Source organism: Sphingomonas pseudosanguinis (assembly GCF_014196255.1).
In the GTDB taxonomy this organism is placed as follows: Bacteria; Pseudomonadota; Alphaproteobacteria; order Sphingomonadales; family Sphingomonadaceae; genus Sphingomonas; species Sphingomonas pseudosanguinis.
The window spans coordinates 281,441-303,947 of sequence record NZ_JACIDH010000001.1; the positions used below are offsets into that span (position 1 = coordinate 281,441).

Here is a 22,507-nt window from a genome sequence, read left to right on the forward strand (position 1 = left end):
GTGTATGAGAGCGACGATCAAGATGAAGCTGGGCGCAACATTCGCGTTCATCATCTTCTGTCTTCTGATCGTGGTCGGGCTTGGTATCACCAAGCTGAGCACGTTGAACGATACGACGACCGACATGGTCAGCGGCCCGGCGGCGCGGCTCGACCGCGCGCAGACGCTGAACGAACGCGTCAGCTTCATGGTGCGTGCCGAGAAGAATATGGCGCTGACCGAGGACGATGCGCTGACCAACAAGTTCGACGGCGATCTCATGAAGGCGCGCGGCGAGGTCGAGGCGCTGATTGCGGCGGGGCTGAACGGGACGACCGAGAAGGGCCGTCCGCTGTGGCTCGACATCCAGGCGGCCTATCGCAACTTCGTACCGGTCAACGACACGATCCGCGAACTGGCCAAGCGCAATGAGAACGCAAAGGCGGGTGCGCTGTCGATCACCAAGTCGCGTGATATGGCGATGCGCATGTCGGCGCTGTCCGCTCAGCTGGTGTCGTTCGCCAAGAACGATCTGCAGACCGCCAGCAACGATGCGCAGACCACCTATGACAATGCCCGCAACGTGATGCTGGGGGTCGCCGCGATGGCGATCCTGATCGCGGTGGGCGGCGCGCTGTGGATTTCGCGGATCGTGTCGATGGGCCTGAAGAAGGTGTCGGTCGCGGTCGAGGCGGTGTCGATCGGCGATCTCGATCAGGAGGTCGCTGTCACCAGCAATGACGAGATCAAGGACCTGGTCGAGACCGTCAACCGCATGACCACCAATCTGCGCCAGAGCGCCAAGCTGGCCGATACGATCGCGGCGGGCGACCTGACGGTCGAGCATCAGCCGCTGTCGGACAAGGACAAGCTGGGCCATGCGCTGGTGTCGATGGTCGAGCGGCTCCGCGGCGTCGTCGGCGATGCGACCCAGGCGGCGCAGAATGTCGCGGCGGGCAGCCAGCAGCTATCCTCCTCCTCCGAGCAGGTGAGCCAGGGCGCGACCGAACAGGCCGCCGCCGCCGAGGAAGCCTCGGCGTCGATGGAGCAGATGGCCGCCAACATCAAACAGAATGCCGACAACGCGACCCAGACCGAGAAGATCGCACGCCAGTCGAGCCAGGATGCCGAACAGAGCGGCGTGGCGGTGCAGGAAGCGGTCGTCGCGATGCGCACCATCGCCGAGAAGATCGGCATCGTGCAGGAGATCGCACGCCAGACCGACCTGCTGGCGCTGAACGCGGCGGTCGAGGCGGCGCGCGCGGGCGAACATGGTCGCGGCTTTGCGGTCGTCGCCGCCGAGGTCCGCAAGCTGGCCGAGCGCAGCCAGACGGCGGCGTCGGAGATCAGCGGCATGTCGTCGGCCACCGTCACCGCCGCGACGCAAGCCGGCGAGATGCTGACCCGGCTGGTGCCCGACATCCGTCGCACCGCCGAACTGGTCGCCGAGATCAGCGCGGCATGCCGCGAACAGGATATCGGCGCGAACCAGATCAACGAGGCGATCCAGCAGCTCGACAAGGTGACGCAGCAGAACGCCTCGGCCTCCGAACAGATTTCCTCGACCTCCGAGGAACTCGCCAGCCAGGCCGAGGAGCTGCAGGAAAGCATCGCCTATTTCACGGTCACCCAGGCAGCACGTGCGAACCCCGGCCGCGGTGCGGCGCCGGTCCGCAAGCCGGCGGCACCGGTGAAGAAGGGCAAGGCGGCAGCGTCGCGTCCCGGCTCGGTCGCCGACCAGCAGGCGCGGGTGCGCGGCTTCGCGCTCGACCTGACCAATGGCGGGCCGGACGGCGAGGATGCCGAGTTCGGACGCGCCGCCTGACCTTGCGGGCGGCGAGGCGGGAGTATCGCTTCGCCGCCGGCAAGTGAAGATGTCGGGCTGCTATTATGTATTTGTTATGACAACAGATATATTCACTTTGAACGCAGAATACCAAAAGCAAACCAATCTTTCATTTCTTGCACTGTAAATCGATTGCAGGGGCCGGCGAGGGGTATGGTGTCGGCCTGTGTTTCAACGGGGATTTGCTATGCGCGCGACGATCAAGATGAAATTGGGGATGACCTTTGCCATTGTCATCGCACTCTTATGTGCGGTGGTGGGGGTTGGCGTCGCCAAGATCGGCACGTTGAATGCCATGATCGCCGACATCGTCGACGGGCCGTCGCGCCGCATTCAACTGTCGTTGACCGCTGATGGCGATATCGGTCGGGCGATTCGCAATGAAAAGAACATGATGATGACCGAGGATCTGGCGTTGAAGCGCGGCTTCGACGTCAAGTTCGCGGATTATAATGGCAAGATCGACGAAAACCTGAACGCCGGCCTGAAGATCGCCACCGAACAGGGGCGGCCGGTATGGACGGCGGCGCTGGAGGAATGGCACGCCTATAAGGGGGTCAGCGACCGCGCTCGCGCACTGGCGATGCAGAACCGCAACGCCGAGGCCGCAGAAATCTCGATGACCGAAGGGCGTGAGATCGCGATTCGGTTGAGCGCCACATTGCTGAAGCTGGCGGGCATCACCCAGGGGCAGATGGCGACCGCCACCCGCGAGGCGAATGAATTGTACGACACGGCACGCACGACGTTGCTGGTCACGGCGCTGGTCGCGCTGCTGATCGCGGTGGCGGGCGCGGTCTGGGTGGCCCGACTGGTGTCGAAGGGGCTGCGTACCGTCGGGGAAGCCGTCACGGCGGTCGCCGATGGCGATCTGAGCAAGGAGGTCGTGGTGAACAGCAATGACGAGATCAGGGACCTGGTCGATACGGTCAACCGCATGACCGAGCGCCTGCGCGAGACGATCGGCGAGACGGCACAGGCCGCGCATAATGTCGCATCGGGCAGCCAGGAACTCTCCTCCTCCTCGGAGCAGGTGAGCCAGGGTGCGACCGAACAGGCCGCCGCCGCCGAAGAGGCTTCGGCATCGATGGAGCAGATGGCCGCCAACATCAAACAGAATGCCGACAACGCGACCCAGACCGAGAAGATCGCACGCCAGTCGTCCCAGGATGCCGAACAGAGCGGCGTGGCGGTGCAGGAAGCGGTCGTCGCGATGCGTACCATCGCCGAGAAGATCGGCATCGTGCAGGAGATCGCACGCCAGACCGACCTGCTGGCACTGAACGCGGCGGTCGAGGCGGCGCGCGCGGGCGAACATGGTCGCGGCTTCGCGGTCGTCGCCGCCGAGGTCCGCAAGCTGGCCGAACGCAGCCAGACGGCGGCGGCCGAGATCAGCGGCATGTCGTCGGCCACCGTCACCGCCGCGACGCAGGCCGGCGAGATGCTGACCCGGCTGGTGCCCGACATCCGCCGCACCGCCGAACTGGTCGCCGAGATCAGTGCGGCATGCCGCGAACAGGACATCGGTGCGAACCAGATCAACGAGGCGATCCAGCAGCTCGACAAGGTGACGCAGCAGAACGCCTCGGCCTCCGAGCAGATCTCCTCCACCTCCGAGGAACTCGCCAGCCAGGCCGAGGAATTGCAGCAGAATATCGCCTTCTTCCGTGTCGGCGACGAAGAGCCGCGCCGCTTCCGCGCGACGGGGGGCACCGCCAAGGCGCGCGCCGTCGCGGCGAAGGCCGCCCGACCGGCGGCGTCGCGTCCCGGCTCGATCGCCGACCAGCAGGCGCGGGTGCGTGGTTTCGCGCTCGACCTGACCAATGGCGGTCCTGACGGCGAAGACGCCGAATTCGGACGCGCGGCATGAGCGCCCCGTCCGGAGACATCCAGGTCGTCGTGTTCGGCCTGGGCGAGGAGGAATTTGCCCTGCCGGTGACGGCGGTGCGCGAAATCCTGGACCATCGTCCCGCCTATCGGATGCCGGGCGCACCCGCCTGGTTCCTGGGGCTGACCGATGTGCGCGGCGATTCGGTGCCGATGGTCGACCTGCGCGTGCGGCTGGGGATGATCGCGGCGGATACGACGCTGGCGACCCGTATCCTGGTCGTTGACATTCCCCAGGGCCAGGACGGCACGCCCGCGATGGCGCTGGGTCTGGTCGTCGACCGGGTGCTGGATGTCAGCACCTTCGGCCCCGACGCGATCGAAGCCTCGCCCGACATTGGCGGCCGCTGGCGGTCCGACCAGATCGCGGCGATCCTGCGCCGCGGCACGGGCTTCGTCGCGCTACTCGACCCGGCGCGCCTGTTCGCGGGCACCGACGGCGTGAATGCCCTGAACGGACTGGGCCTGGCGGCCTGATCCCTCGCTACGCCGGCCGCCATGTCGTGACGTGGTGGCCGGCCGATCTTCCACGGACGACATAGGAGCCGTCTTCTTGAGCAATCTGGCCCGTCAGGCGGTGATGTCCGATGCGCTTCGGCGCAGCGATTTCGATCGCATCGCCACCTATGTCTACCGCGAATGCGGCATCCGCCTGCCGCCGGTGAAGATCACGATGATCGAGGGGCGGTTGCGCCGACGGGTGCGCGCGAACGGCCATAGCAGCCTGGGCGATTATTGCGGCTGGCTGTTCGACGGCGACAATCTGGCGACCGAGCGCGAGCATCTGTTGAACGCGGTCACGACCAACAAGACCGACTTTTTTCGCGAGCCCAGGCATTTCGATTATCTGGTCGGCACCGCGCTGCCCGCGATGCGCGATGCGGGCATCGGCCGACTGCGCGTGTGGAGCGCGGCCTGCTCGACCGGTGCTGAGCCCTATACGCTGGCCATGCTGCTCGACGCCTTCGCGCAGGATCGCCAGGGCCCCGATTACGGCATCCTCGCCACCGACCTGGACAGCGAAGTGCTGCGCATCGCCCGGCGCGGCGTCTATCCCGCGGCGATGCTCGATCCCGTGCCGGCGGCGTTGCGCGCGCGCTATGCGATGCGCGCCAACGATCCCAAGCGCGGCGAGATGCGGATCGCGGCCAATCTGCGCGCCGCGATCGGCTTTGCCCAGATGAACCTGATGGACGAACGCTATCCGGTCGGCGATCCGATGGACATCGTCTTCTGCCGCAACGTCCTGATCTATTTCGACAAGCCGACCCAGGAAAAGGTCGTGCGACGCCTGACCGAATGCCTGCGCCCCGGCGGCCTGCTGTTCCTGGGCCATTCGGAGTCGATCGCCGGCTTCGACCTGCCGCTCAAGACGGTCGCCAACACCGTTTTCGCACGGGTCTGACGCGATGAAGAAGATTCGTGTGCTGATCATCGACGACAGCGCCAGCGTCCGCCAGGCGATGACCGCGATCCTGTCCGCCGATCCGCAGATCGAGGTGATCGCCGCCGCCGCCGATCCCTTCGCCGCTGCCCGCTACATCCAGGAAGAGGTGCCCGACGTCATCACGCTGGACGTCGAGATGCCGCGCATGGACGGTATCACCTTCCTGCGCAAACTGATGGCGCAGCGGCCGGTGCCGGTCGTCATGTGCTCCTCGCTGGTCGAGGAAGGGTCGGAGACGTTGCTCCAGGCGCTGGAGGCGGGGGCGGTCGACGTCATCCTGAAGCCGCGCGTCGGGGTCGCCGATCATCTGGCCGAGGCGCATATGATGATCCGCGAGACGGTGAAGGGCGCCGCCACCGCGCGGCTGGGCGCGCGTCGCCAGACCCGCACCGCGTCCCCTGCGCAGAAGCTGACCGCCGATGCCGTCCTGCCGCCGCCCACCGGCCGCGCGATGAGCCGCACGACCGAGATGGTGGTGTGCATCGGCGCCTCGACCGGGGGGACCGAGGCGCTGCGTGAGATATTGGAGGCGCTGCCCGCCAATTCGCCGGGCGTCGTGATCGTCCAGCATATGCCGGAGAGCTTCACCCGCGCCTTTGCCCGGCGGCTCGACGGGCTGTGCCAGGTCGACGTCAAGGAAGCCGAGGACGGCGACACGGTGATGCGCGGCCGGGTGCTGATCGCGCCGGGCGGGCTGCGCCACACTATGCTGGAGCGGCAGGGCGCACGTTATGTCGTGTCGGTGCGCGAAGGGCCGCTGGTGTCGCGCCATCGTCCCTCGGTCGACGTGCTGTTCCGCTCGGCGGCGCGCAATGCGGGGGCCAATGCGGTCGGCATCATCCTGACCGGCATGGGCGATGACGGCGCGCGCGGGCTGCTGGAAATGAAACAGGCGGGCGCGCGCACCTTCGCGCAGGACGAGGCGACGTCGATCGTGTTCGGCATGCCCAAGGAAGCGATCGCGCGCGGCGCGGCCGACAAGATCATCCCGCTGGGCAGCGTCGCGCGCGAACTGCTGCACGCCACCGCCCGCTGACCGGAGAGGACACGCCACCATGTTTATGGAACGCATCACGCCCGATTCGGTGATCCTGACGCCGGTCGTCGCGCTGGCCGACCAGCTGGAAGCGGAGATGAGCGGGCTGGAGGATGCGTTCCGACAGACCGGCGAGACGCTGGCCTCCGCGATCGACACGATCGACGGCATGGCGCGCGGCGTCGCCGACATCCGCCGGTCGCTGTCGCCCGAGACGGCAGGGGCGGCGGTCGAGCGGTTGCGCCAGGTCGCCTATCGCCTGACCGCGCTGCCCGTGATCCAGCGCCGCCGCGCGGTGGAGGTCGAGACGCTGACCGGCCGCGCGCGCGAACTGCGCCGCCTGTTGGAAGAGGTCGGCACCATCCTGAAGCTGCTCGGCATCTATGGGATGAACATCAAGATCGCCTCGTCGGGCGAGGCGGCGTTCTTCAACTTCGTCGTCGGCATGGACGAGAAGCTGGCGAGCGGCCGGCAGGAACTGCACCATATCGAAAAGGAGCTGGACCAGTTCGGGCAGGTGGTCAGCGAGGTGCAGAAGGCCGATCGCTCGCTCGCCGCCGAATGCCAGCGTGCAGGGGATGCCCTGCCGACCGAGCTGACGAGCAACGCCAACGCGCTGCAGGAGCATGTCGAGGCGGTGATGCGCATGACCGACGAGGCCGATGGCGTCATGCGCACGGTGCAGGGCGAGGTCGCGCGTATCCTGGGCGCGATCCAGATCGGCGACAGCGTGCGCCAGCGTGCCGAACATGGCATCACGATCCTGCGCCGGATCGCCGCGCACGATGCGGGCGAGATGGCCGTGCCCGTTTATGCATCGGCGCATATGGCGCGGCTGGTGGCGGCGCAGCTGGAGGCGATGGCGGCGGATTTCGGGCAGGAGATCAACGCGATCGTGCCCTCGCTCGAACGGCTGGGGCCGCTCGCCGACACGCTGCGCATGCTGCTGGAAGCGAACGGCGGCGATGACGGGCGGATTCTGGTCGAGCTGGAGACCGGCATCGCCAAGCTGGGCCATGTCACCGACCAGCTTTGCCAGGCCGATGCGCAGCTGGCCGAATTGACGGGCTTTGTCGGGCAGACGCTGGCCGATCTGACCAGCGGGCTGGCACGTATCCAGAATATCGCGGTCAATGTGCAGGACATCTCGACCAACACCCAGCTGCTGTGCCGGCGGCACGGCACGCTGGGCCGTGCGGTGGCGGTGATCGCCAAGGAGGTGGCGCCGTGCGCCAGCCGCCTCGACCAGTTGAGCATCGCGGTCGGGCAGCTGATCGGCGTGCTGGCCGCGATCGATCTGGTCCAGGATGCCGGCGCGGCGGATACCCGCCATGTGCTCAGCGATGCGCTGACCGTGGTGCGCGGCGCGTGCGACAGCTCGGGCGCGGCGATGGCGCGCGCCGGGGGGCAGGCGCTGCGCATCGCCGCCTCGCTGGAGGCGACGGCCAGCGATCTGGCGCAGCAGCGCGGCTTCGTCGAGACGCTGCGTCTGGCCGGGCAGTCGCTGTCGCTCTATGCCGATCATGTCGCGCCCCCGGTCGATCCGGATGGCGGCTTCAGCGAGGCGGATGAGGAATCCCTGCGCGAGCTGATGCCATGGGCCGCGCGGCTTTATACGATGGCGTGCGAGCGCGACATCCATGCCGCCTTCCTGCGGCCCGGCATGGCACCCATGGCGGCGCCCGTCTCGGCCGTGACCTTCGACGACGATGATGACGGGCTGTTTTGACGCCTGTCTGATGTCTTGGTGAAAACAATTTCACATCCTTAGGGGAAGCCAATCGCCGTCCCCATCGTTTCGCTGATGCAGCATGGGCAGGCCCCTCTGGCGGCCGCCCCCTTCAGCAATGGGATGATGGCACATGGCCGAGACGATCGCCGACCTTCTGAACCGGACCCTGGTCGAAGCCGGGGTGGAGCGCATCTGGGGCGTGACGGGCGACAGCCTGAACGCGCTGAACGACAGCCTGCGCAAGTCGGGCCAGATCGACTGGATGCATGTCCGCAACGAGGAGGCGGGGGCTTTCGCCGCCGGGGCCGAGGCCGCGGCGACCGGCGCGCTGGCGGTCTGTGCCGGCAGCTGCGGTCCGGGCAATCTCCACCTGATCAACGGCCTGTACGACTGCCACCGCAACCGCGTGCCGGTGCTGGCGATCGCGGCGCACATCCCGTCGAGCGAGATCGGCCTCAGCTATTTCCAGGAAACCCATCCGACCGAGCTGTTCCGCGAATGCAGCCATTTCTGCGAGATGGTGCAGGACGCCCGGCAGATGCCCGAAATCCTCCACCGCGTGATCCGCACCGCCATCGGCGAGCGCGGGGTGGCGGTGCTGGTCATCCCCGGCGACGTCGCATTGCAAACGGCCCCCGAAACCCGCGCGGTGCCCTTCCCGCCGCTCGCCGCGCCGCGCATCCTGCCCGATGACGGCGTGCTGGCGCAGGTCGCCGAGCTGCTGAACGGGTCGAAGGCGGTAACGATGCTGTGCGGTGCGGGCACGGCGGGCGCGCATGACGAGGTCGTCGCACTCGCCGCCGCGCTGAAGGCGCCGATCGTCCATGCCTATCGCGGCAAGGAATGGATCGAGTGGGACAATCCGTACGATGTCGGGATGACCGGGCTGATCGGCTTTTCCTCGGGCTATCATGCGATGATGGATTGCGACACGCTGCTGATGCTCGGCACCGATTTTCCCTATCGCAACTTCTATCCCGAAAAGGCCAGGGTCGTGCAGATCGACCGCGATCCCGGTGCGCTGGGCCGGCGCGTGCCGATCGACCTCGGCGTCGTCGCCGATGTGCGCGAGGCGGCGCGCGGCCTGTTGCCGCTGATCCGGGACGGCCGCGACGACCGGTTCCTGGAGAAGGCGCGCGCGCATTACCGCGATGCGCGCAAAGGACTGGACGACCTCGCCACGCCGCGCAAGGAGGACCAGCCGCTCCATCCGCAATATGTCGCCCGGCTGGTCGACCGGATCGCGGCCGACGATGCGGTCTTCACCGCCGATGTCGGTACGCCCGCCGTCTGGGCGGCGCGCTATCTGACGATGAACGGCAAGCGGCGGCTGATCGGGTCGTTCAACCATGGCTCGATGGCCAATGCGCTGCCCCAGGCGCTGGGTGTGCAGGGCGCGTATGCGGGGCGGCAGGTGGTGTCGCTGTCGGGCGATGGCGGTCTGGCCATGCTGATGGGCGACATGCTGACGGCGGTGCAGATGCGGTTGCCGATCAAGGTCGTCGTCTTCAACAACGCCTCGCTGGGCTTCGTCCAGATGGAGCAGAAGGCGGCCGGCTATGTCGACACCAATGTCTCGCTGCAAAATCCCGACTTCGCCGCGATCGCGCGCGAAATGGGGTATCTGGGCGTGCGCGTCACCCGCTCCGACGCGCTGGAGGCGGCGTTGCGCCAGGCGTTCGCGCATGACGGCCCGGCGCTGGTCGATGTCGTGACCGAGACGCAGGAACTGATCATGCCGCCCAAGATCCAGGCCGAGCAGGTGAAGGGCTTCAGCCTCTACGCCGCGCGCGCGGTGCTGAGCGGGCGGGGTGACGAGGTGCTGGAGCTGGCCAAGGCCAATCTGTTCCGGTGACGCCGCGCCCGGCCCTGCGCGCCTGGGTCACCGCGCGGTGGCCGCTGACCGAGACGATCCGCACGGTCGCGTTCATCGCGCGCTGTACCGGCGCGGCGGTGGCGGCGCTGGTCATCGCGCAGCAATGGCACCTGAACCACCCCGTCTGGGCCAGCGTCTCGGCGCTGGTCGTCTCGCAGGATCAGCTGGGCGACACCAACCGCTCGCTGGCGTGGCGGATCGCAGGGACGATGATCGGCGTCGGTGTGGCGATCCTGGTTGCGCTCGTGATGACGGGGGCGAGCGCGGTGGCGATGCTGGCGGTCGCGGTCGGCATCACCTCGGCGATCGCCCGGCTGCGCAGCGAGCTTCGGCTGTGCATGTGGACGGCGGTGATCGTCCTCCTGACCGTGCCCGCCGGCGGCTCGGTGCTGTCCGCCGCGCTCGACCGCGCGCAGGAGGTGCTGCTGGGCGTCGCGGTCGGGGCGGTGCTGCACTGGGGTGCCGACCGGCTGCTCTTCCGGCGGAAGGAGCAGCCGGAGGCGGTCACGGCATCGGCGTCACCGTGATCCGGTCGATATTGGGCGCATAGGCCGAACGCAGCAGCACGCCGGGCCAGGTCTGCGAGGCATAGCTGCGGCCATCCCAATCGGGCTGTTCCTCGCCCGCGATCCGGATGCTGTTGGCCCCCGCGCGCAAGGTGACCGGCACGGTCATCTCCCACCAGTTATTGGCGTGGAAGCTGTTGGGGAAGGTCGCCAGTACGGGCTTGGCACCGTTGACGGAAATGCGTGCGGTGCGGGCGAGGGGGTCTGGGTTGTAATGCGTCGCCTTGGACTGTTCGTCGTTGGAGAAGCGGATGGTCAGCGCGTAGGTGCCCGCCTTGTCCACCGTCACATTCGGGAAGGTCAGCGTGTTGCCGTTGCCCGGCGCGCCGCCGATGTCGAACACCGCCCGGCCGCCACTGGCGAGCGACACCGCCCCGATCCGCGCGCTGCCCGCGACCTGCGCGGCTTCGGCCTCGTAATGGCGGGACGCGGCGTCGGGGGCGGGGGCGACGCGCAAGGTGCGGAGCGTCGCGAGCGGCCCCGTCACCACGACCTTGTTGATCCCGCCGAGCAGGAAGGCGGTCTCGCCAGTGATCGGGCGGCCATTGACCGTCATCCGAACCCGCCCGCGCGCGTCGGGCGTCAGCCGCGCCAGACCGTCCTGCGCGCCATATACCCAGAAGGTCGCCCGGCCGTCCTTCACCATCGCGTCGCGCACGTCATAGGTGGCGGTCGTCTCGGCCGGATCGGCGGCGGTCAGGGTGATACGGTCGACGAGCGCATTACCGCGCGTTTGCCGCCGCCCATCCAGGCTGCGCGTCGCGAGCGTCAATATGTGGCGACCCTGCGGCAGCGAGACGACCGTATCGACATGGTCAAGGACCGAGGGCTTGTAGCCGAGCGGCAGCAGGAGTTCGGTCTCGCCCGCCGCCTGGTTGTCGATGCGCAGGAAGACGTTGGTCGGCCCCTGCGCCTCGGCCAGCGGGTCCTTGTTGAAAGTACTGGCCAGCACACGCAGATCGTAGCGGCCGGCGCGCGGTACATCGACCGCGAAGTCGAGTGCGGCGTCGGCGCCGGTCTTGAACCCCTCGACCGTATAGGCACCCGAGACGTGGAAGCGGTCGACATTCTTGGGCGAACCCTCGGGGCCGCGGATGCTCAGGCCGGTGCCGCGCCGGGTCGCCGTTTCCGCCTCGTAATCCTGGGTCCAGGGAATTGCGACCGGGGCGGGGCGCGCACCCTCGGCGGGGGTCACGACCAGTTCATAGGCGGCTTCCTCGTGCAAAGCCGGCAGCCCGTCCCGGCCGAAGGTCAGCGCCACGCCGCCGTCGCGCACCGGCAGGATGCGATCGGCCAGGACGGCAGGCGGGGTGGAATCGCCAAGCTGCCCGGTCCAGCCGATCATCCGCACCCGCACGCGGACATTCGCGCCGAAAGCGGCGGGGAGGCGGTTCAGCGCGATGGTCGCATCGCCGCTCTTGCCGCCGAACAATATGCGCGACTGGCGACGCGCAGGGTCGAGCGTCGCGACGCCCTGCAGCGTATAGCTCTGGTCGGGATGCGGCGGGGTGACGGCCAGCGTATGGCCGCTCATCGTCGTATAGGCGTTGAGCAGCCACCATTGCCCGTTGCCGCGATTGGCCTGGACGGCGGAATCGCTCAGATTGCCGTCGATATTCCAATAGGCGATGTCGGCATCGACCTTGGAATCCTCGATCGCCGCCACCCATTGCACCATCTGGCCGGGAACCGAGGTGTGGTAGTTATAGGCATATTCGTTGATGTTGATGGGCAGATGGCGGCCCTGCCAGCTGGTCCCGGCGAACAGCCGATCCTCCCACGCGCGATATTTCCGCACGCTGGTGCGCACCGTCGCGGGATTGCTGAGTTCGTGCCACGTCACGATGTCGGGCATGGTGTCCGCCGCGATGGCGTGGCGCAGGAAACCCTCGACCTCGGGGTAGAGGATGCTGGTGTTCGGTCCCGCGATCCGCGCGCCCGGCAGTTCCTGGCGGATCATGCGCACTGCACGATCCCAGGCGTCGTTGAACGCGGTCGGGTCCTTCTGCCACCGCACATTGTTGCAGCTCTTGGGACCTTCGGCGAACATGTTCCCATCGGGCTCGTTATAGGGCACGAGGACGATGCGGTCGCGGTAGCGCTTGTCCATGCCCTTCACTTGGCGGACCTGGGCGCGTAGCTTTTCGATATAGGCGGTGACCGATTGCGCGCAGTCGCCGGTCTTCCAGTTATACGGAAACTCGCGGTTGATGTCGGTCATGTAGATATAGGTGTCGCCGCCCGACGCGTCGGTCAGCAGCGTCGACACCTCCAACGCGTCGGCGCCGGGATGCTGCGGCCCATCCTGTGCCTTGGTCGAGACGGTGCGCAGGCCGATGCCCTCGACCAGATTGGGATGCGGCAGGCGCGCGTCATAGAGGCCATAGAGCGTCCCCGACGCCCCGCCATGAAAGGCGCCGGTGTCGCCCGCCATGTCGACCTCCAACCGCTCCTGCGCGATGGCGGGCAGGGCGGCGGAGCCGAGAAGGGCTGCCAGCAACAGGCGAAGCGGGGAGGACATGAGGCGGGCTTTCGTTGAGGGGGTCATTGGCCGCGCTCGGCGGTCATGCGCGCGATCGTCGCGCCGTTCAGGATCAGCCGAGCAGCGGTGATCGCCAGCGCCAGGTGCATCAGGCCGGGGATGATCGTCGACAGCGCGCGGATACCGGCCAGCGACGTCGGCGTCTGGTTGCCCGCACCGGCCTTGTAGGAGACGATCACCAGCACCCCGCTGATCAGCACGCCGGCCAGCGCCCAGGCGAGCTTCACGAAGAACTGGTTGAAGGCGAAGCTCATGCCCGAGGATCGCATCCCCAGCTTCCATTCGCCATATTGGTCGGCCAGCTGGATCAGGGTGAAGTGGAGCGGCAGCGTACAGCCCAGCACGATGCAGCATAAGCCGACCAGCGCCAGCCACAGCATCGGATAATCGCCCGGCACGAAGAAGGCGGCGAAATGCCCGGCGACCAGGATCAGGTTCACCCAGACATAGACGGTCTTCACGTCGAAGCGCCGGGTGAAGAAGGGGACGATCACCGAGCCCAGAAAGCCGCCGGCGGTCGCGGTGCCGAAGAACAGCGCCTGATAGGTCGCATCGCCGCCCAGCACATAGGTTATGAAATAGAGCGCCGCGCCGCCCTTGGTGTTGAAGATGCCGATCAGCAGCAGCGTCATGATGAAGGTCAGCCGCAGCTGGTCGTTCTTCAGCGTGGTGGCGACCGCGACCTTCAGCGGCACCTCGGCGGAATCGGCGGCGACCACGCGCTCGCGCACGAACAGGAAGCAGATCAGGAACATCGCCACCGCCGCCAGGCTGAGGATCGCCACCCCGTCGCGATAGCCGCGCGCGATGTCTCCACCGCCCAGTTCGCGCACCATGATCGGCAGGCCGACCGACACGCAAAAGGAGGCGATCGCGACCAGCGCGAACCGCACCGACTGGCACGCCACGCCCTCGCGTGCGCTGTCGGTCATGCGGGTGATCAGCGCGCAATAGGGCACGTTGTTGAGCGAATAGGAGAAGGCGAGCAGGAAATAGGTCACCGCCGCATAGGCGACCTTGCCGTTATAGCCGAGGTCCGGCGACTGGAAGGTCAGGAAACAGCTGAGCCCCACCGGAATCGCGGTCCACAGCAGATAGGGGCGGAACCGCCCCCAGCGGGTCGATGTGCGGTCCGCCATGATGCCGATCAGCGGATCGGAGATCGCGTCGAAGATGCGTAGCGACAGGAACAGGATGCCGACGATCCCCGGCGCCAGTCCGAAGACGTCGGTGTAATAGAAGGTCAGGAAATTGGCGATCAGCCCGGTGACGATCGTGCCCCCGGCATCGCCCAGGCCGTAGCAGACCTTTTCGAAGAAGGGGATGTGCGGGTCCGCCGTGCCGATCCGATCCGTATCCCCCGCCCCCGGGGCCGCTGCGATAGCTGTCATGACATCCACCCCCCCTTGTCAGTCGATCCGGTCGAACGCCGCTTCGACCGCGGCCCCGGCGCGGACGAACACCGGCAGGCGGTCGAGCGGTGCGTCGCACCAGATCTGGCATCCCCCCGCGACCGCCTCGCCCGTCCAGGCATCACGCCATTGCCCGGCGGGCAGATAGACGTCGCGCTCCGACTGGCCGGCGGTCGTCACCGGCGCGACCAGCAGGTCGGGGCCGAACATATACTGGTCGTCCAGCCGCCAGCATTCCGGATCGTCGGGATGATCGTAGAACATCGGCCGCATCAGCGGATCGCCCGTCTCATGCGCCGCGCGCATCAGGCCCGCGACATAGGGGCGCAGCCGTTCGCGCAGCGCGGCGTACCGGCGCAGCATGTCGAACACCGGCGCGCCAAAGCTCCACAGCTCGTTGCCGGCCCCCGTATCGCATTGCGCGACGCCGTCGCGGAACGGCTCGGCCGGCGGGGTGATCGGATCGCGGTGGCCGTGCATGCGCAGCACGGGGGTGAAGACCGCCCATTGGAACCAGCGGATCATCAGTTCGTGAAAGCCGGGGTCCTCGACATGGCCGCCATGGAAGCCGCCAATGTCGGTCGTCCACCACGGGATGCCCGCCATTCCCATGTTCAACCCGGCGCTCAGCTGGTTGCGCATCGCCTCGAACGAGGAATGGATGTCGCCCGACCAGACGAGCGCGCCGTAACGCTGGCTGCCCGCCCAGGCGCAGCGGATCAGGCTGACGATCTCGCTTTCCCCCTCGGCGCGCAGCCCGTCGTAAAAGGCCTGCGCATAGTGCAGCGGATAGGCGTTGCCGATCTCCAGCACCGGGCCGGCATGATAGCGATAATTGTCGAAGTCATAGGCGCTATATTCCGGCTCGGCCTCGTCCAGCCAGAACATCGCCACGCCCTGGTCGCGGTAATTGCGCTTTGCCGTGTCCCACAGGAATGCGCGTGCACCGGGATGGGTGGTGTCGATGAAGCGCGTATTGCCCAGAAATTCCTGCTGCACATCCAGCCCGCGATTGGCGCGGACCAGATAGCCCTTCTCGGCCATGGTCGCGTAATTCTCCGATCGCGGATCGACCGTGGGCCAGACCGAGACGAGCAGTTCGGTGCCCATCGCCTTCAACTCGGCGGTCATCGCCGCCGGATCGGGCCATTCGCGCGGGTCGAACCGCCAGTCGCCCTGGACCGGCCAGTGGAAGAAGTCGGCGACGATCACCGCCAGCGGGATGCCCCGCGCATGATAGTCGCGCGCCACCGCCAGCAGCTCGTCTTGCGTGCGATAGCGCAGCTTGCTCTGCCACAGGCCCAGCGCATAGTCGGGCATCATCGGCACGGTGCCGGTCACCGCCGCATAGTTGCGCACGATCCCGGCGGGCGTGTCGGCGGCGGTGATCCAGTAATCGATCTCGCGCGCGGCCTGCGCGGTCCAGGTCGTGCCGTTGGCGGCGAAATGCGCCTCGCCCACTGCCGGCATGTTCCACAGGAAGCCATAGCCCTCGCTCGACACGACGAAGGGGACGCTCGCCTGCGAATTGCGCTGCGCCAGTTCGAGCGTGCAGCCGGCGAGATCGAGATTGGGCTGTTGATACTGGCCCATGCCATAAAGGCGCTCGCCCGGCTTCGCCTCGAACCGGACGGCGATGCGCGCGGCGCCGCCGGGCAGCGGCTTGAACTCGCGCCCCGACAGGCCGAGGGCGCTGATCATCCGCACGTCCTTGGTGCCGACCGTCCAGAATTTGGACGTCGTATCGCGCTGCCGCCACTTCTCTTCCAGCAGCAGCGTGCCGTCCGCATTCAGGAAGCGGACCCGGCCCTGAAGGTCGATCTCGGCGGTGATCCGGCCGTTGGTGATGCGCGCGGTCGCGCCGTCGCGGGTGACGATCGGTGCCGCGCCATCCGTGCCGTCGTCGAGCAGCGCGCCCGGCCGGGCCGGCTCGGGCGCGAAAGGCGAGGCACGCAGGCGCAGGCCGTCGCGGCCATGCGCCGCGATCCGCAGCCACGCCCCGTCATAGGCCCAGGCGATAGCGCGATCCTCAAGCGCGAGCGTGTCCAAGCGGCCAGTCCTCCCCGGGCCGCTCTTTGGCGGCCGTAAACGTTTCCGCATTTGTCATGCAATTGGACTGATCTGTCAACAGTCCCTCTTGTGCGAACCAAAATGTATCGCGATCACGGAGACATGGACATCCGTACCCTCGCCCGGCATCTGGGTCTCTCGATCGGCACCGTGTCGCGTGCGCTGAACGACCGCAAGGACGTCAGCCCCGAGACGCGCAAACGCGTGATCGCGGCGGCGGCGACGCATGGCTATATCCCCAACCAGTCGGGGCGGACGCTGCGCAGCGGGCGGACGGGGACGATCGGCTTCATGCTGACCCTCGAGCATGACAGCGCGATACATGGCGACCCCTTCTTCATGGCACTGTTGGAGGGACTGCAGAACGGGTTGAGCGAGCATGACCTCGACCTCGTCGTCCTGCTGGCGCGAAAGGGCGAGGATGGGCTGACGTTCCTGCGACGCCATGTCGCGCGCGGCACCGTCGATGGCTGGGTGCTGTCGGGCACGCATCAGGCCGATCCGCGCATCGACTTCCTGCTCGATCGCGCCATCCCGTTCGTCGCGCTGGGGCGGACGGCGACGGCGCGCGATTATGCCTGGATCGATCTGGACTTCGAAGGGGTGGTGACCCAGGCCATGGCGCTGCTCACCGATGCCGGGCACTACCGGATCGGTCTGGTCGCGCCGCCGGTGACGATCAACAACAGCCATATCGTCGTCGAACGCTACCGTACCGCGCTGTCGCGTGCGGGCCTGCCCTTCGACCCCATGCTGGTCCATCATGGCGAGACGGACGAGAACGATGGCGAGGCGACCGCGCGCGAGCTGATGACGCTGTCCGACCGGCCGACCGCGTTGCTGCTGATGGGCGAGACCGCGCCGGTGGGGGCGTATCGCGCGCTGCGCGGCATGGGGCTGGAGCCGGGGCGCGATGTCGCGGTGATCGGCCTGCGCGACAATCCGGCCTGCCGTGCGCTGTCGCCCGACCTGACCTGCTTCACACTGAATCTCGACGAACTGGGCCTCGCGTTGGCGCAGGCGGTGGTCAGCCTGCTCCCCGGCCATCGGCGGCCGACGGAGCCGCTGGTCCAATCGCTATGGGTCATGGACCTGCGGCTGGGGCAGAGCCATGCGGTCGTGGCGGGGGCACCGTTGGACCGGGGGCTTACCGCAGCGGAGTGACCGAACAGTCAGACAAATCACGAGTTGGTGCGGTACGGGCCTGATGAGCCAGTCCGCCGGACGATTGATCCAGACGGCGTCGGCTTCTTAAAAATACAGTTAAAGACAACGAGGTAGCGCGACATGCGCGCGCCGGATCACGAAAGCGGTTGCTGATCGGGGTGCGAAGTCGCTACGCAAGGGCAAAAGATAAATAGTCGGAGAAGATCGGTGCGCTCTTGCTGCCCTGCCTCGCTGTCGCGTCGCGACGTCCTTGCCACCGCCAGCGTGGGGGCCATGGCGACGGGCCTTGGCGGCGCGATGCCGGCCAGCGCCTGGGCGACCCCGCGAGCGGCCACGCAGCCGCCCGCCACCGTTGTCCAGCCCTTCGACATGGCCGATGTGACGCTGGGCGACAGCCCCTTCCTCCACGCGCAGAAGATGACCGAGGCGTATCTGATGCGCCTGCAGCCCGACCGGCTGCTCGCTAATTTCCGCACCAATGCCGGGCTGAAGCCCAAGGCGCCCGTCTATGGCGGTTGGGAATCGGAGGCGCAATGGGCGGACATCAACTGCCATGGCCATACGCTGGGCCATTATCTGTCCGCCTGCGCGCTCGCGTACCGCGCGACGAAGGACAAGCGCTATCGCCAGCGCATCGACTATATCGCGAACGAATTGGCGGCGTGCCAGAAGGCATCGGGCAGCGGCCTGATCTGTGCCTTCCCCAAGGGGCCGGCGCTGGTCGCGGCGCATCTGCGCGGCGAGCCGATCACCGGCGTGCCCTGGTACACGCTGCACAAGGTCTATGCGGGCCTTCGCGATGCGGCGCTGCTGGCGGACAGCGAGCCGTCGCGCGCGGTGCTGATCCGGCTGGCCGATTGGGGCGTCGTCGCCACCCGGCCGCTGTCGGACGACCAGTTCGAAAAGATGCTGGAAACCGAATATGGCGGCATGAACGAGATCTATGCCGATCTGTATTTCATGACCGGCAATGCCGACTATCGCCGGCTCGCCGAGCGCTTCTCGCAAAAGGCGGTGATGAACCCGCTGGTACAGGGGCGCGACTATCTCGACGGCATGCACGCCAATACGCAGATTCCGAAGATCATCGGCTTCCAGCGGGTGTTCGAGGCGAATGGCGACGCCAAATATCACGACGCCGCCGCCTTTTTCTGGCGGACGGTCGCGCATACCCGCGCCTTCGCGACCGGCGGCCACGGCGACAACGAGCATTTCTTCGCAATGGCCGATTTCGACAAGCACGTCTTCTCTGCCAAGGGATCGGAAACCTGCTGCCAGCACAATATGCTGAAGCTGACCCGCGCGCTGTTCCTGCGCGATCCGCGCGCCGAATATGCCGATTACTATGAGCGGACGCTCTATAACGGCATCCTCGCGTCGCAGGACCCGGATTCGGGCATGGCGACCTATTTCCAGGGCGCACGGCCCGGCTACATGAAGCTCTATCATACCCCCGAGGACAGCTTCTGGTGCTGCACCGGCACGGGGATGGAAAATCATGTGAAGTATCGCGACTCGATCTACTTCCATGATGATCGCGCGCTCTATGTGAACCTGTTCATCCCCTCGACCGTGACCTGGGCCGACAAGGGTGCGGTGCTGACCCAGGCGACCAGCTTTCCGGAGGCGGCGAACACCCGGTTCCGCTGGCAGTTGCGCCAGCCGACCGAACTGACGCTGAAGCTGCGCCATCCAAAGTGGAGCCCGACCGCGACCCTGCTGGTCAACGGTGCGGAAGTGTCGCGCTCGGACAATCCCGGCAGCTATGCCGAACTGACCCGGACCTGGAAGACCGGCGACACGGTGGAGCTGCGCCTGGTCATGCAGCCCGCCGCCGAAAGCGCGCCCGCCGCGCCGGAGATCGTCGCCTTCACCTATGGCCCGCTCGTGCTGGCGGGCGCGCTGGGCCGCGAGGGGCTGGCGCCGGGGGCGGACATCATCGTCAGCGAGCGCAAATACGGCGAGTATAACGACACGCCGTTCCAGGCGCCGACGCTGTCGGGTGAGCCGGATGCGCTGGCGTCTAAGATCCGCGCGACGGGCAAGCCGCTGGAGTTCACCATCCCGGCGGCGGACGGCCAGCCGGTGCGACTGGTCCCATACCACCGCATCGCGCATGAGCGTTATGCGACGTATTGGAAGCTGGCCTGAATCTAAACTCAACGACCCTGGCGAAGGCCGGGGTCCAGTTGCCACGTCGTCGAGACCGACGGCACAATAAGATTTGTTCGCACGGAGGCGCGGAGGACGCAGAGAGGGCGTCCGATCGGCTGCGGCACGGCGTCATCAACACATGGCGGAGAGAGGCATAGAGCGGGATGACATGAGATGAAATCGTCATTGCGAGCGTAGCGAAGCAATCCAGTGTCCGGGCAATATGCTCTGGATTGCTTCGCCACGCTCGCAATGACGTTGTGGGTCACATCGGCGTCGTCGCGTTCCAGAGCCGTCACGGACGATACATCTCCGCGTCCTCCGCGCCTCCGCGCGAACAAACTCTCTTTCGACGCATCAGCGCTCCGCCGACCGCTGACAACTGGGCCCCGGCCTCCGCCGGGGAGGTGTTCTTGAGTGAATGTCGGAAAATGGTGGGCGATGACGGGCTCGAACCGCCGACATTCTCGGTGTAAACGAGACGCTCTACCAACTGAGCTAATCGCCCCCTCTCGGGAAACCCACCTATTACCGCCCTTTTCAGAGGTGGCAAGCGGGCATTTCGCGGAACGAAAGGGAACCGAGCGGAACCCTGCGGAACCGAAAGTCCCGAACTATTCCCGAACCAATTTGCGGGCCGATCAAGGGCCGGCCGTCGCGCATGCGCCCAGGCTGGATAGCCGAGCGTGCTGAGCCGTCATGCAGGCTTGATTGTGCTGTAGGGGAGGGAGCGCCCCACACATTTGGGAGGGGTCGGGAAAACCATAACCTCCATAACATGCCAGCAATTTCAATGGCTTACACCATAACAAAAACTATAATATTACCATAACCTGATTATGATCTTTTGGCCTGACCAATGCCTTTGAAAAATCCGTGTGAAATCAATGGGATTATGGTTTTGGGGTCAGAAGGTTATGAAAGATTATGGTCGAACCATAATCCCAGAAACGGCAGTTTTCAGCCGTTCCTGACCCCGAATTCGGGGGTAGTTATGGAGATTATGGTTTTCCCGACACCGCCCCCCCCTTGTGGAATGAGAGCTGGGATAGCGCTATTGATCTTCGAGCTGGCAGTGCCAGATTATGCGTCTTCAAGGAGGACGATATGAAGATCAACGGCAAGCCAGCAGTCACCGGTTCGTTCGTATTGAGAGAAGGGCAAGAGACGCCGACTATCGATACAGCAATCGGCCCCGTCTCGCTGGAGTTCATCACGGATGCCGGCGATATGAGGGTCAGCATGTCGGGTTCAACGATACAGGTTTTCAACTTTAACGAGCAGCTGAATGCATCTTGGACAGGGTCATTCACTCCTGCTGGGTCATCAAAGACACTGAAATCCGCGCTGGCCACATCCGTCACTGGCGGCATTCGCGTCGTCACATATTCGTTTTACGAAGTTTGAGCCGATCGGGTTGGGGCAGGTGCTACCTGCCCCCAAGATTTACTTCGCCAACTGCACCTAAGTGCACCCAGCCGCACCTAGGCTTAATGGCTACGAGGCCCAGGTCCTGGGCCGGTTCCGACCAGTATGCTCACTGCACCTTTTCGGACATAGAAAGAACGCGGGCGAGGCGGGGGGAAAAGCGCGCAATTTGGGGTGGCAAGTTTTCGACGAAATTTTCATGTAATAAAGTTACAAGAAATAAAATTACAAAATTTTTGACATAAATTAACTTTCAAATGTAATATTATTACGTTCCAAAATTGGGACAGGATGGGGTTCGTCCCGGTCCCAATAGCCCTCACGCTCCCCAGCTTGTGACACGACATTGCTCGGGCGGAGGATCACCGACTCATTATGCGGTGACCCCATCATGCGGCGGAGGATATCCTCGACCATCTGATCGCGAAGTATCTCGGTGTTAATACCCATCACCTTCTTCTCAGATCGCTTATAGAGGCCGAGGGCGATGCGCAGGGTTAGCCTGGCCTCGTCGCGTGTCATGCGCCGCATCAGAACGACATCCAGTCCAGCTCGGCATCATCCAGCGCCGCGAAGGCATCGCCATCGGCCCCCATGGCGCGCAGGCGCTCACGGACCTGTTCGGGGCTGCCATTGCGGGGGAAGGCGCGGTCAGCGCGGGCAGCGGCAGCGATCGGGTCGATCCAGTCGCCGCGATCCTTCTGCGCGATCAGCCAAGCACCAAAGGGTTCCTTGGCCTGTCCATATTCTGCGAGCATCGTCACCTCCATCGAGTCGATGCGTCGATTATACAATGTTCCCCTTTTGTTCATAGGCTTGTGTTGCTCTGCGTGAGTGACCGAGGGAATTCCACCGACCCGGGCAAATCGCCTTTGCCATTGACGACTGAGACAACGCCATTGATTAAATATGGCTTTTCGAGGGGGCAGGCGCAATGGATGAACAAGGTGACCCACGTAAGGCGTTCGACCGCATTTGGACTCCATTGATTGGTCTAGGAATTCTGCTCGCCTTTGCGGTCCAGCAGATATCTCCGTTTATCAATCCTCTTCTTGTGGTATTGTTCGTTATTCCTACCGGCTGGTTGTATGTTCAGTCATTTTCCGCAGTCGTTGAAAAGAAAAAAATTCAAGGAATTGCGATGTGCGTTTACGTGCTATTCGGCTTAGTTGCGATTGGTGCGGGTGTAATGGGAGCCGCTCAGTCCTTGCAAACAATAAATGAAATATCGGCTCCATGCAGCAACCTCCGCAATATATTATTGACTGGGCCGAATAGCGAGGCAGCGGACACTTATTCAGCGCTTCACTGCCCCGTTTACCTACCGGCGTATCATTGGCCTTAATCAAAGGGGTTGGGTTTGTA

17 protein-coding genes and 1 tRNA gene are annotated in these 22,507 nt (G+C 65.6%); 12 read left to right on the forward strand and 6 right to left on the reverse strand.

Annotated elements, in window-relative coordinates; genetic code table 11:
* Positions 1-4: 4 nt before the first annotated feature.
* The 8 genes from GGR48_RS01345 to GGR48_RS01380 all read left to right on the forward strand — a co-directional run bounded on the left by GGR48_RS01345 (position 5) and on the right by GGR48_RS01380 (position 10,330).
* Positions 5-1,804 (forward strand): methyl-accepting chemotaxis protein, encoded by a 1,800-nt coding sequence (locus GGR48_RS01345; protein ID WP_183950077.1) that lies wholly within the window; start codon positions 5-7, stop codon positions 1,802-1,804.
* Positions 1,805-2,012: 208 nt separating this feature from the next.
* Complete coding sequence (locus GGR48_RS01350; RefSeq protein WP_183950079.1) at positions 2,013-3,695, forward strand: methyl-accepting chemotaxis protein; 1,683 nt, start codon at positions 2,013-2,015, stop codon at positions 3,693-3,695.
* Complete coding sequence (locus GGR48_RS01355; protein WP_183950081.1) at positions 3,692-4,189, forward strand: chemotaxis protein CheW; 498 nt, start codon at positions 3,692-3,694, stop codon at positions 4,187-4,189. Before GGR48_RS01350 ends, GGR48_RS01355 begins: the two co-directional genes overlap by 4 nt.
* A 76-nt stretch (positions 4,190-4,265) precedes the next feature.
* Complete coding sequence (locus tag GGR48_RS01360; RefSeq protein WP_240456144.1) at positions 4,266-5,117, forward strand: CheR family methyltransferase; 852 nt, start codon at positions 4,266-4,268, stop codon at positions 5,115-5,117.
* 4 nt (positions 5,118-5,121) lie between these two features.
* Positions 5,122-6,195 carry a protein-glutamate methylesterase/protein-glutamine glutaminase gene (locus tag GGR48_RS01365; RefSeq protein WP_183950083.1) on the forward strand — a complete coding sequence of 358 codons (1,074 nt, stop codon included), beginning with the start codon at positions 5,122-5,124 and terminating at the stop codon, positions 6,193-6,195.
* 19 nt (positions 6,196-6,214) lie between these two features.
* Entirely contained in the window at positions 6,215-7,924 is a 1,710-nt protein-coding gene (locus GGR48_RS01370) for a hypothetical protein (RefSeq protein ID WP_183950084.1), read from the forward strand.
* A gap of 133 nt (positions 7,925-8,057) precedes the next feature.
* Positions 8,058-9,782 carry a ubiquinone-dependent pyruvate dehydrogenase gene (gene poxB / locus GGR48_RS01375; protein ID WP_183950085.1) on the forward strand — a complete coding sequence of 575 codons (1,725 nt, stop codon included), beginning with the start codon at positions 8,058-8,060 and terminating at the stop codon, positions 9,780-9,782.
* The gene (locus tag GGR48_RS01380; protein ID WP_183950086.1) at positions 9,779-10,330 is read left to right on the forward strand and encodes an FUSC family protein; all 552 of its coding nucleotides are present in this window, start codon (positions 9,779-9,781) and stop codon (positions 10,328-10,330) included. The genes poxB and GGR48_RS01380 overlap by 4 nt, the downstream gene beginning before the upstream one ends.
* Here the strand turns inward: GGR48_RS01380 and GGR48_RS01385 are convergent.
* Genes GGR48_RS01385 through GGR48_RS01395 form a run of 3 tightly spaced genes read right to left on the reverse strand, consistent with a single transcriptional unit; the run spans position 10,308 to position 16,372 of the window.
* The gene (locus GGR48_RS01385) at positions 10,308-12,890 is read right to left on the reverse strand and encodes a carbohydrate-binding protein (RefSeq protein WP_183950087.1); all 2,583 of its coding nucleotides are present in this window, start codon (positions 12,888-12,890) and stop codon (positions 10,308-10,310) included. The two genes, GGR48_RS01380 and GGR48_RS01385, sit on opposite strands and share 23 nt — an antisense overlap.
* 23 nt (positions 12,891-12,913) lie before the next feature.
* Positions 12,914-14,302, reverse strand: coding sequence for an MFS transporter (locus tag GGR48_RS01390; RefSeq protein ID WP_183950088.1), 1,389 nt, complete (start codon positions 14,300-14,302; stop codon positions 12,914-12,916).
* 18 nt (positions 14,303-14,320) lie between these two features.
* Entirely contained in the window at positions 14,321-16,372 is a 2,052-nt protein-coding gene (locus GGR48_RS01395; protein ID WP_183950089.1) for a glycoside hydrolase family 31 protein, read from the reverse strand.
* 123 nt (positions 16,373-16,495) lie between these two features.
* On the opposite strand from GGR48_RS01395, the gene GGR48_RS01400 reads away from it, so the two are divergent.
* Both GGR48_RS01400 and GGR48_RS01405 read left to right on the forward strand, forming a co-directional pair.
* Positions 16,496-17,557 (forward strand): substrate-binding domain-containing protein, encoded by a 1,062-nt coding sequence (locus GGR48_RS01400; RefSeq protein ID WP_183950090.1) that lies wholly within the window; start codon positions 16,496-16,498, stop codon positions 17,555-17,557.
* Positions 17,558-17,833: 276 nt separating this feature from the next.
* Positions 17,834-19,711: a glycoside hydrolase family 127 protein gene (locus GGR48_RS01405; protein WP_240456145.1), complete on the forward strand. Its 1,878-nt coding sequence runs from the start codon at positions 17,834-17,836 to the stop codon at positions 19,709-19,711.
* Between the two features lie 435 nt (positions 19,712-20,146).
* Here GGR48_RS01405 and GGR48_RS01410 read toward each other — a convergent pair.
* Positions 20,147-20,222: transfer RNA gene (locus GGR48_RS01410), tRNA-Val, on the reverse strand.
* 599 nt (positions 20,223-20,821) lie between these two features.
* On the opposite strand from GGR48_RS01410, the gene GGR48_RS01415 reads away from it, so the two are divergent.
* The gene (locus GGR48_RS01415; RefSeq protein WP_183950091.1) at positions 20,822-21,121 is read left to right on the forward strand and encodes a hypothetical protein; all 300 of its coding nucleotides are present in this window, start codon (positions 20,822-20,824) and stop codon (positions 21,119-21,121) included.
* Positions 21,122-21,388: 267 nt separating this feature from the next.
* On the opposite strand, the gene GGR48_RS01420 is transcribed toward GGR48_RS01415, so the two are convergent.
* Both GGR48_RS01420 and GGR48_RS01425 read right to left on the reverse strand, forming a co-directional pair.
* Positions 21,389-21,664: a hypothetical protein gene (locus tag GGR48_RS01420; RefSeq protein ID WP_206362534.1), complete on the reverse strand. Its 276-nt coding sequence runs from the start codon at positions 21,662-21,664 to the stop codon at positions 21,389-21,391.
* A gap of 8 nt (positions 21,665-21,672) precedes the next feature.
* A complete protein-coding gene (locus tag GGR48_RS01425; RefSeq protein ID WP_240456146.1) occupies positions 21,673-21,900 on the reverse strand; it encodes a hypothetical protein in 228 nt (75 codons plus the stop codon).
* A 176-nt stretch (positions 21,901-22,076) separates the two neighbouring features.
* Here GGR48_RS01425 and GGR48_RS01430 point away from each other — a divergent pair, with 176 nt between their 5' ends.
* Positions 22,077-22,487 (forward strand): ABC transporter permease, encoded by a 411-nt coding sequence (locus tag GGR48_RS01430; RefSeq protein WP_183950095.1) that lies wholly within the window; start codon positions 22,077-22,079, stop codon positions 22,485-22,487.
* Positions 22,488-22,507 lie beyond the last annotated feature (20 nt).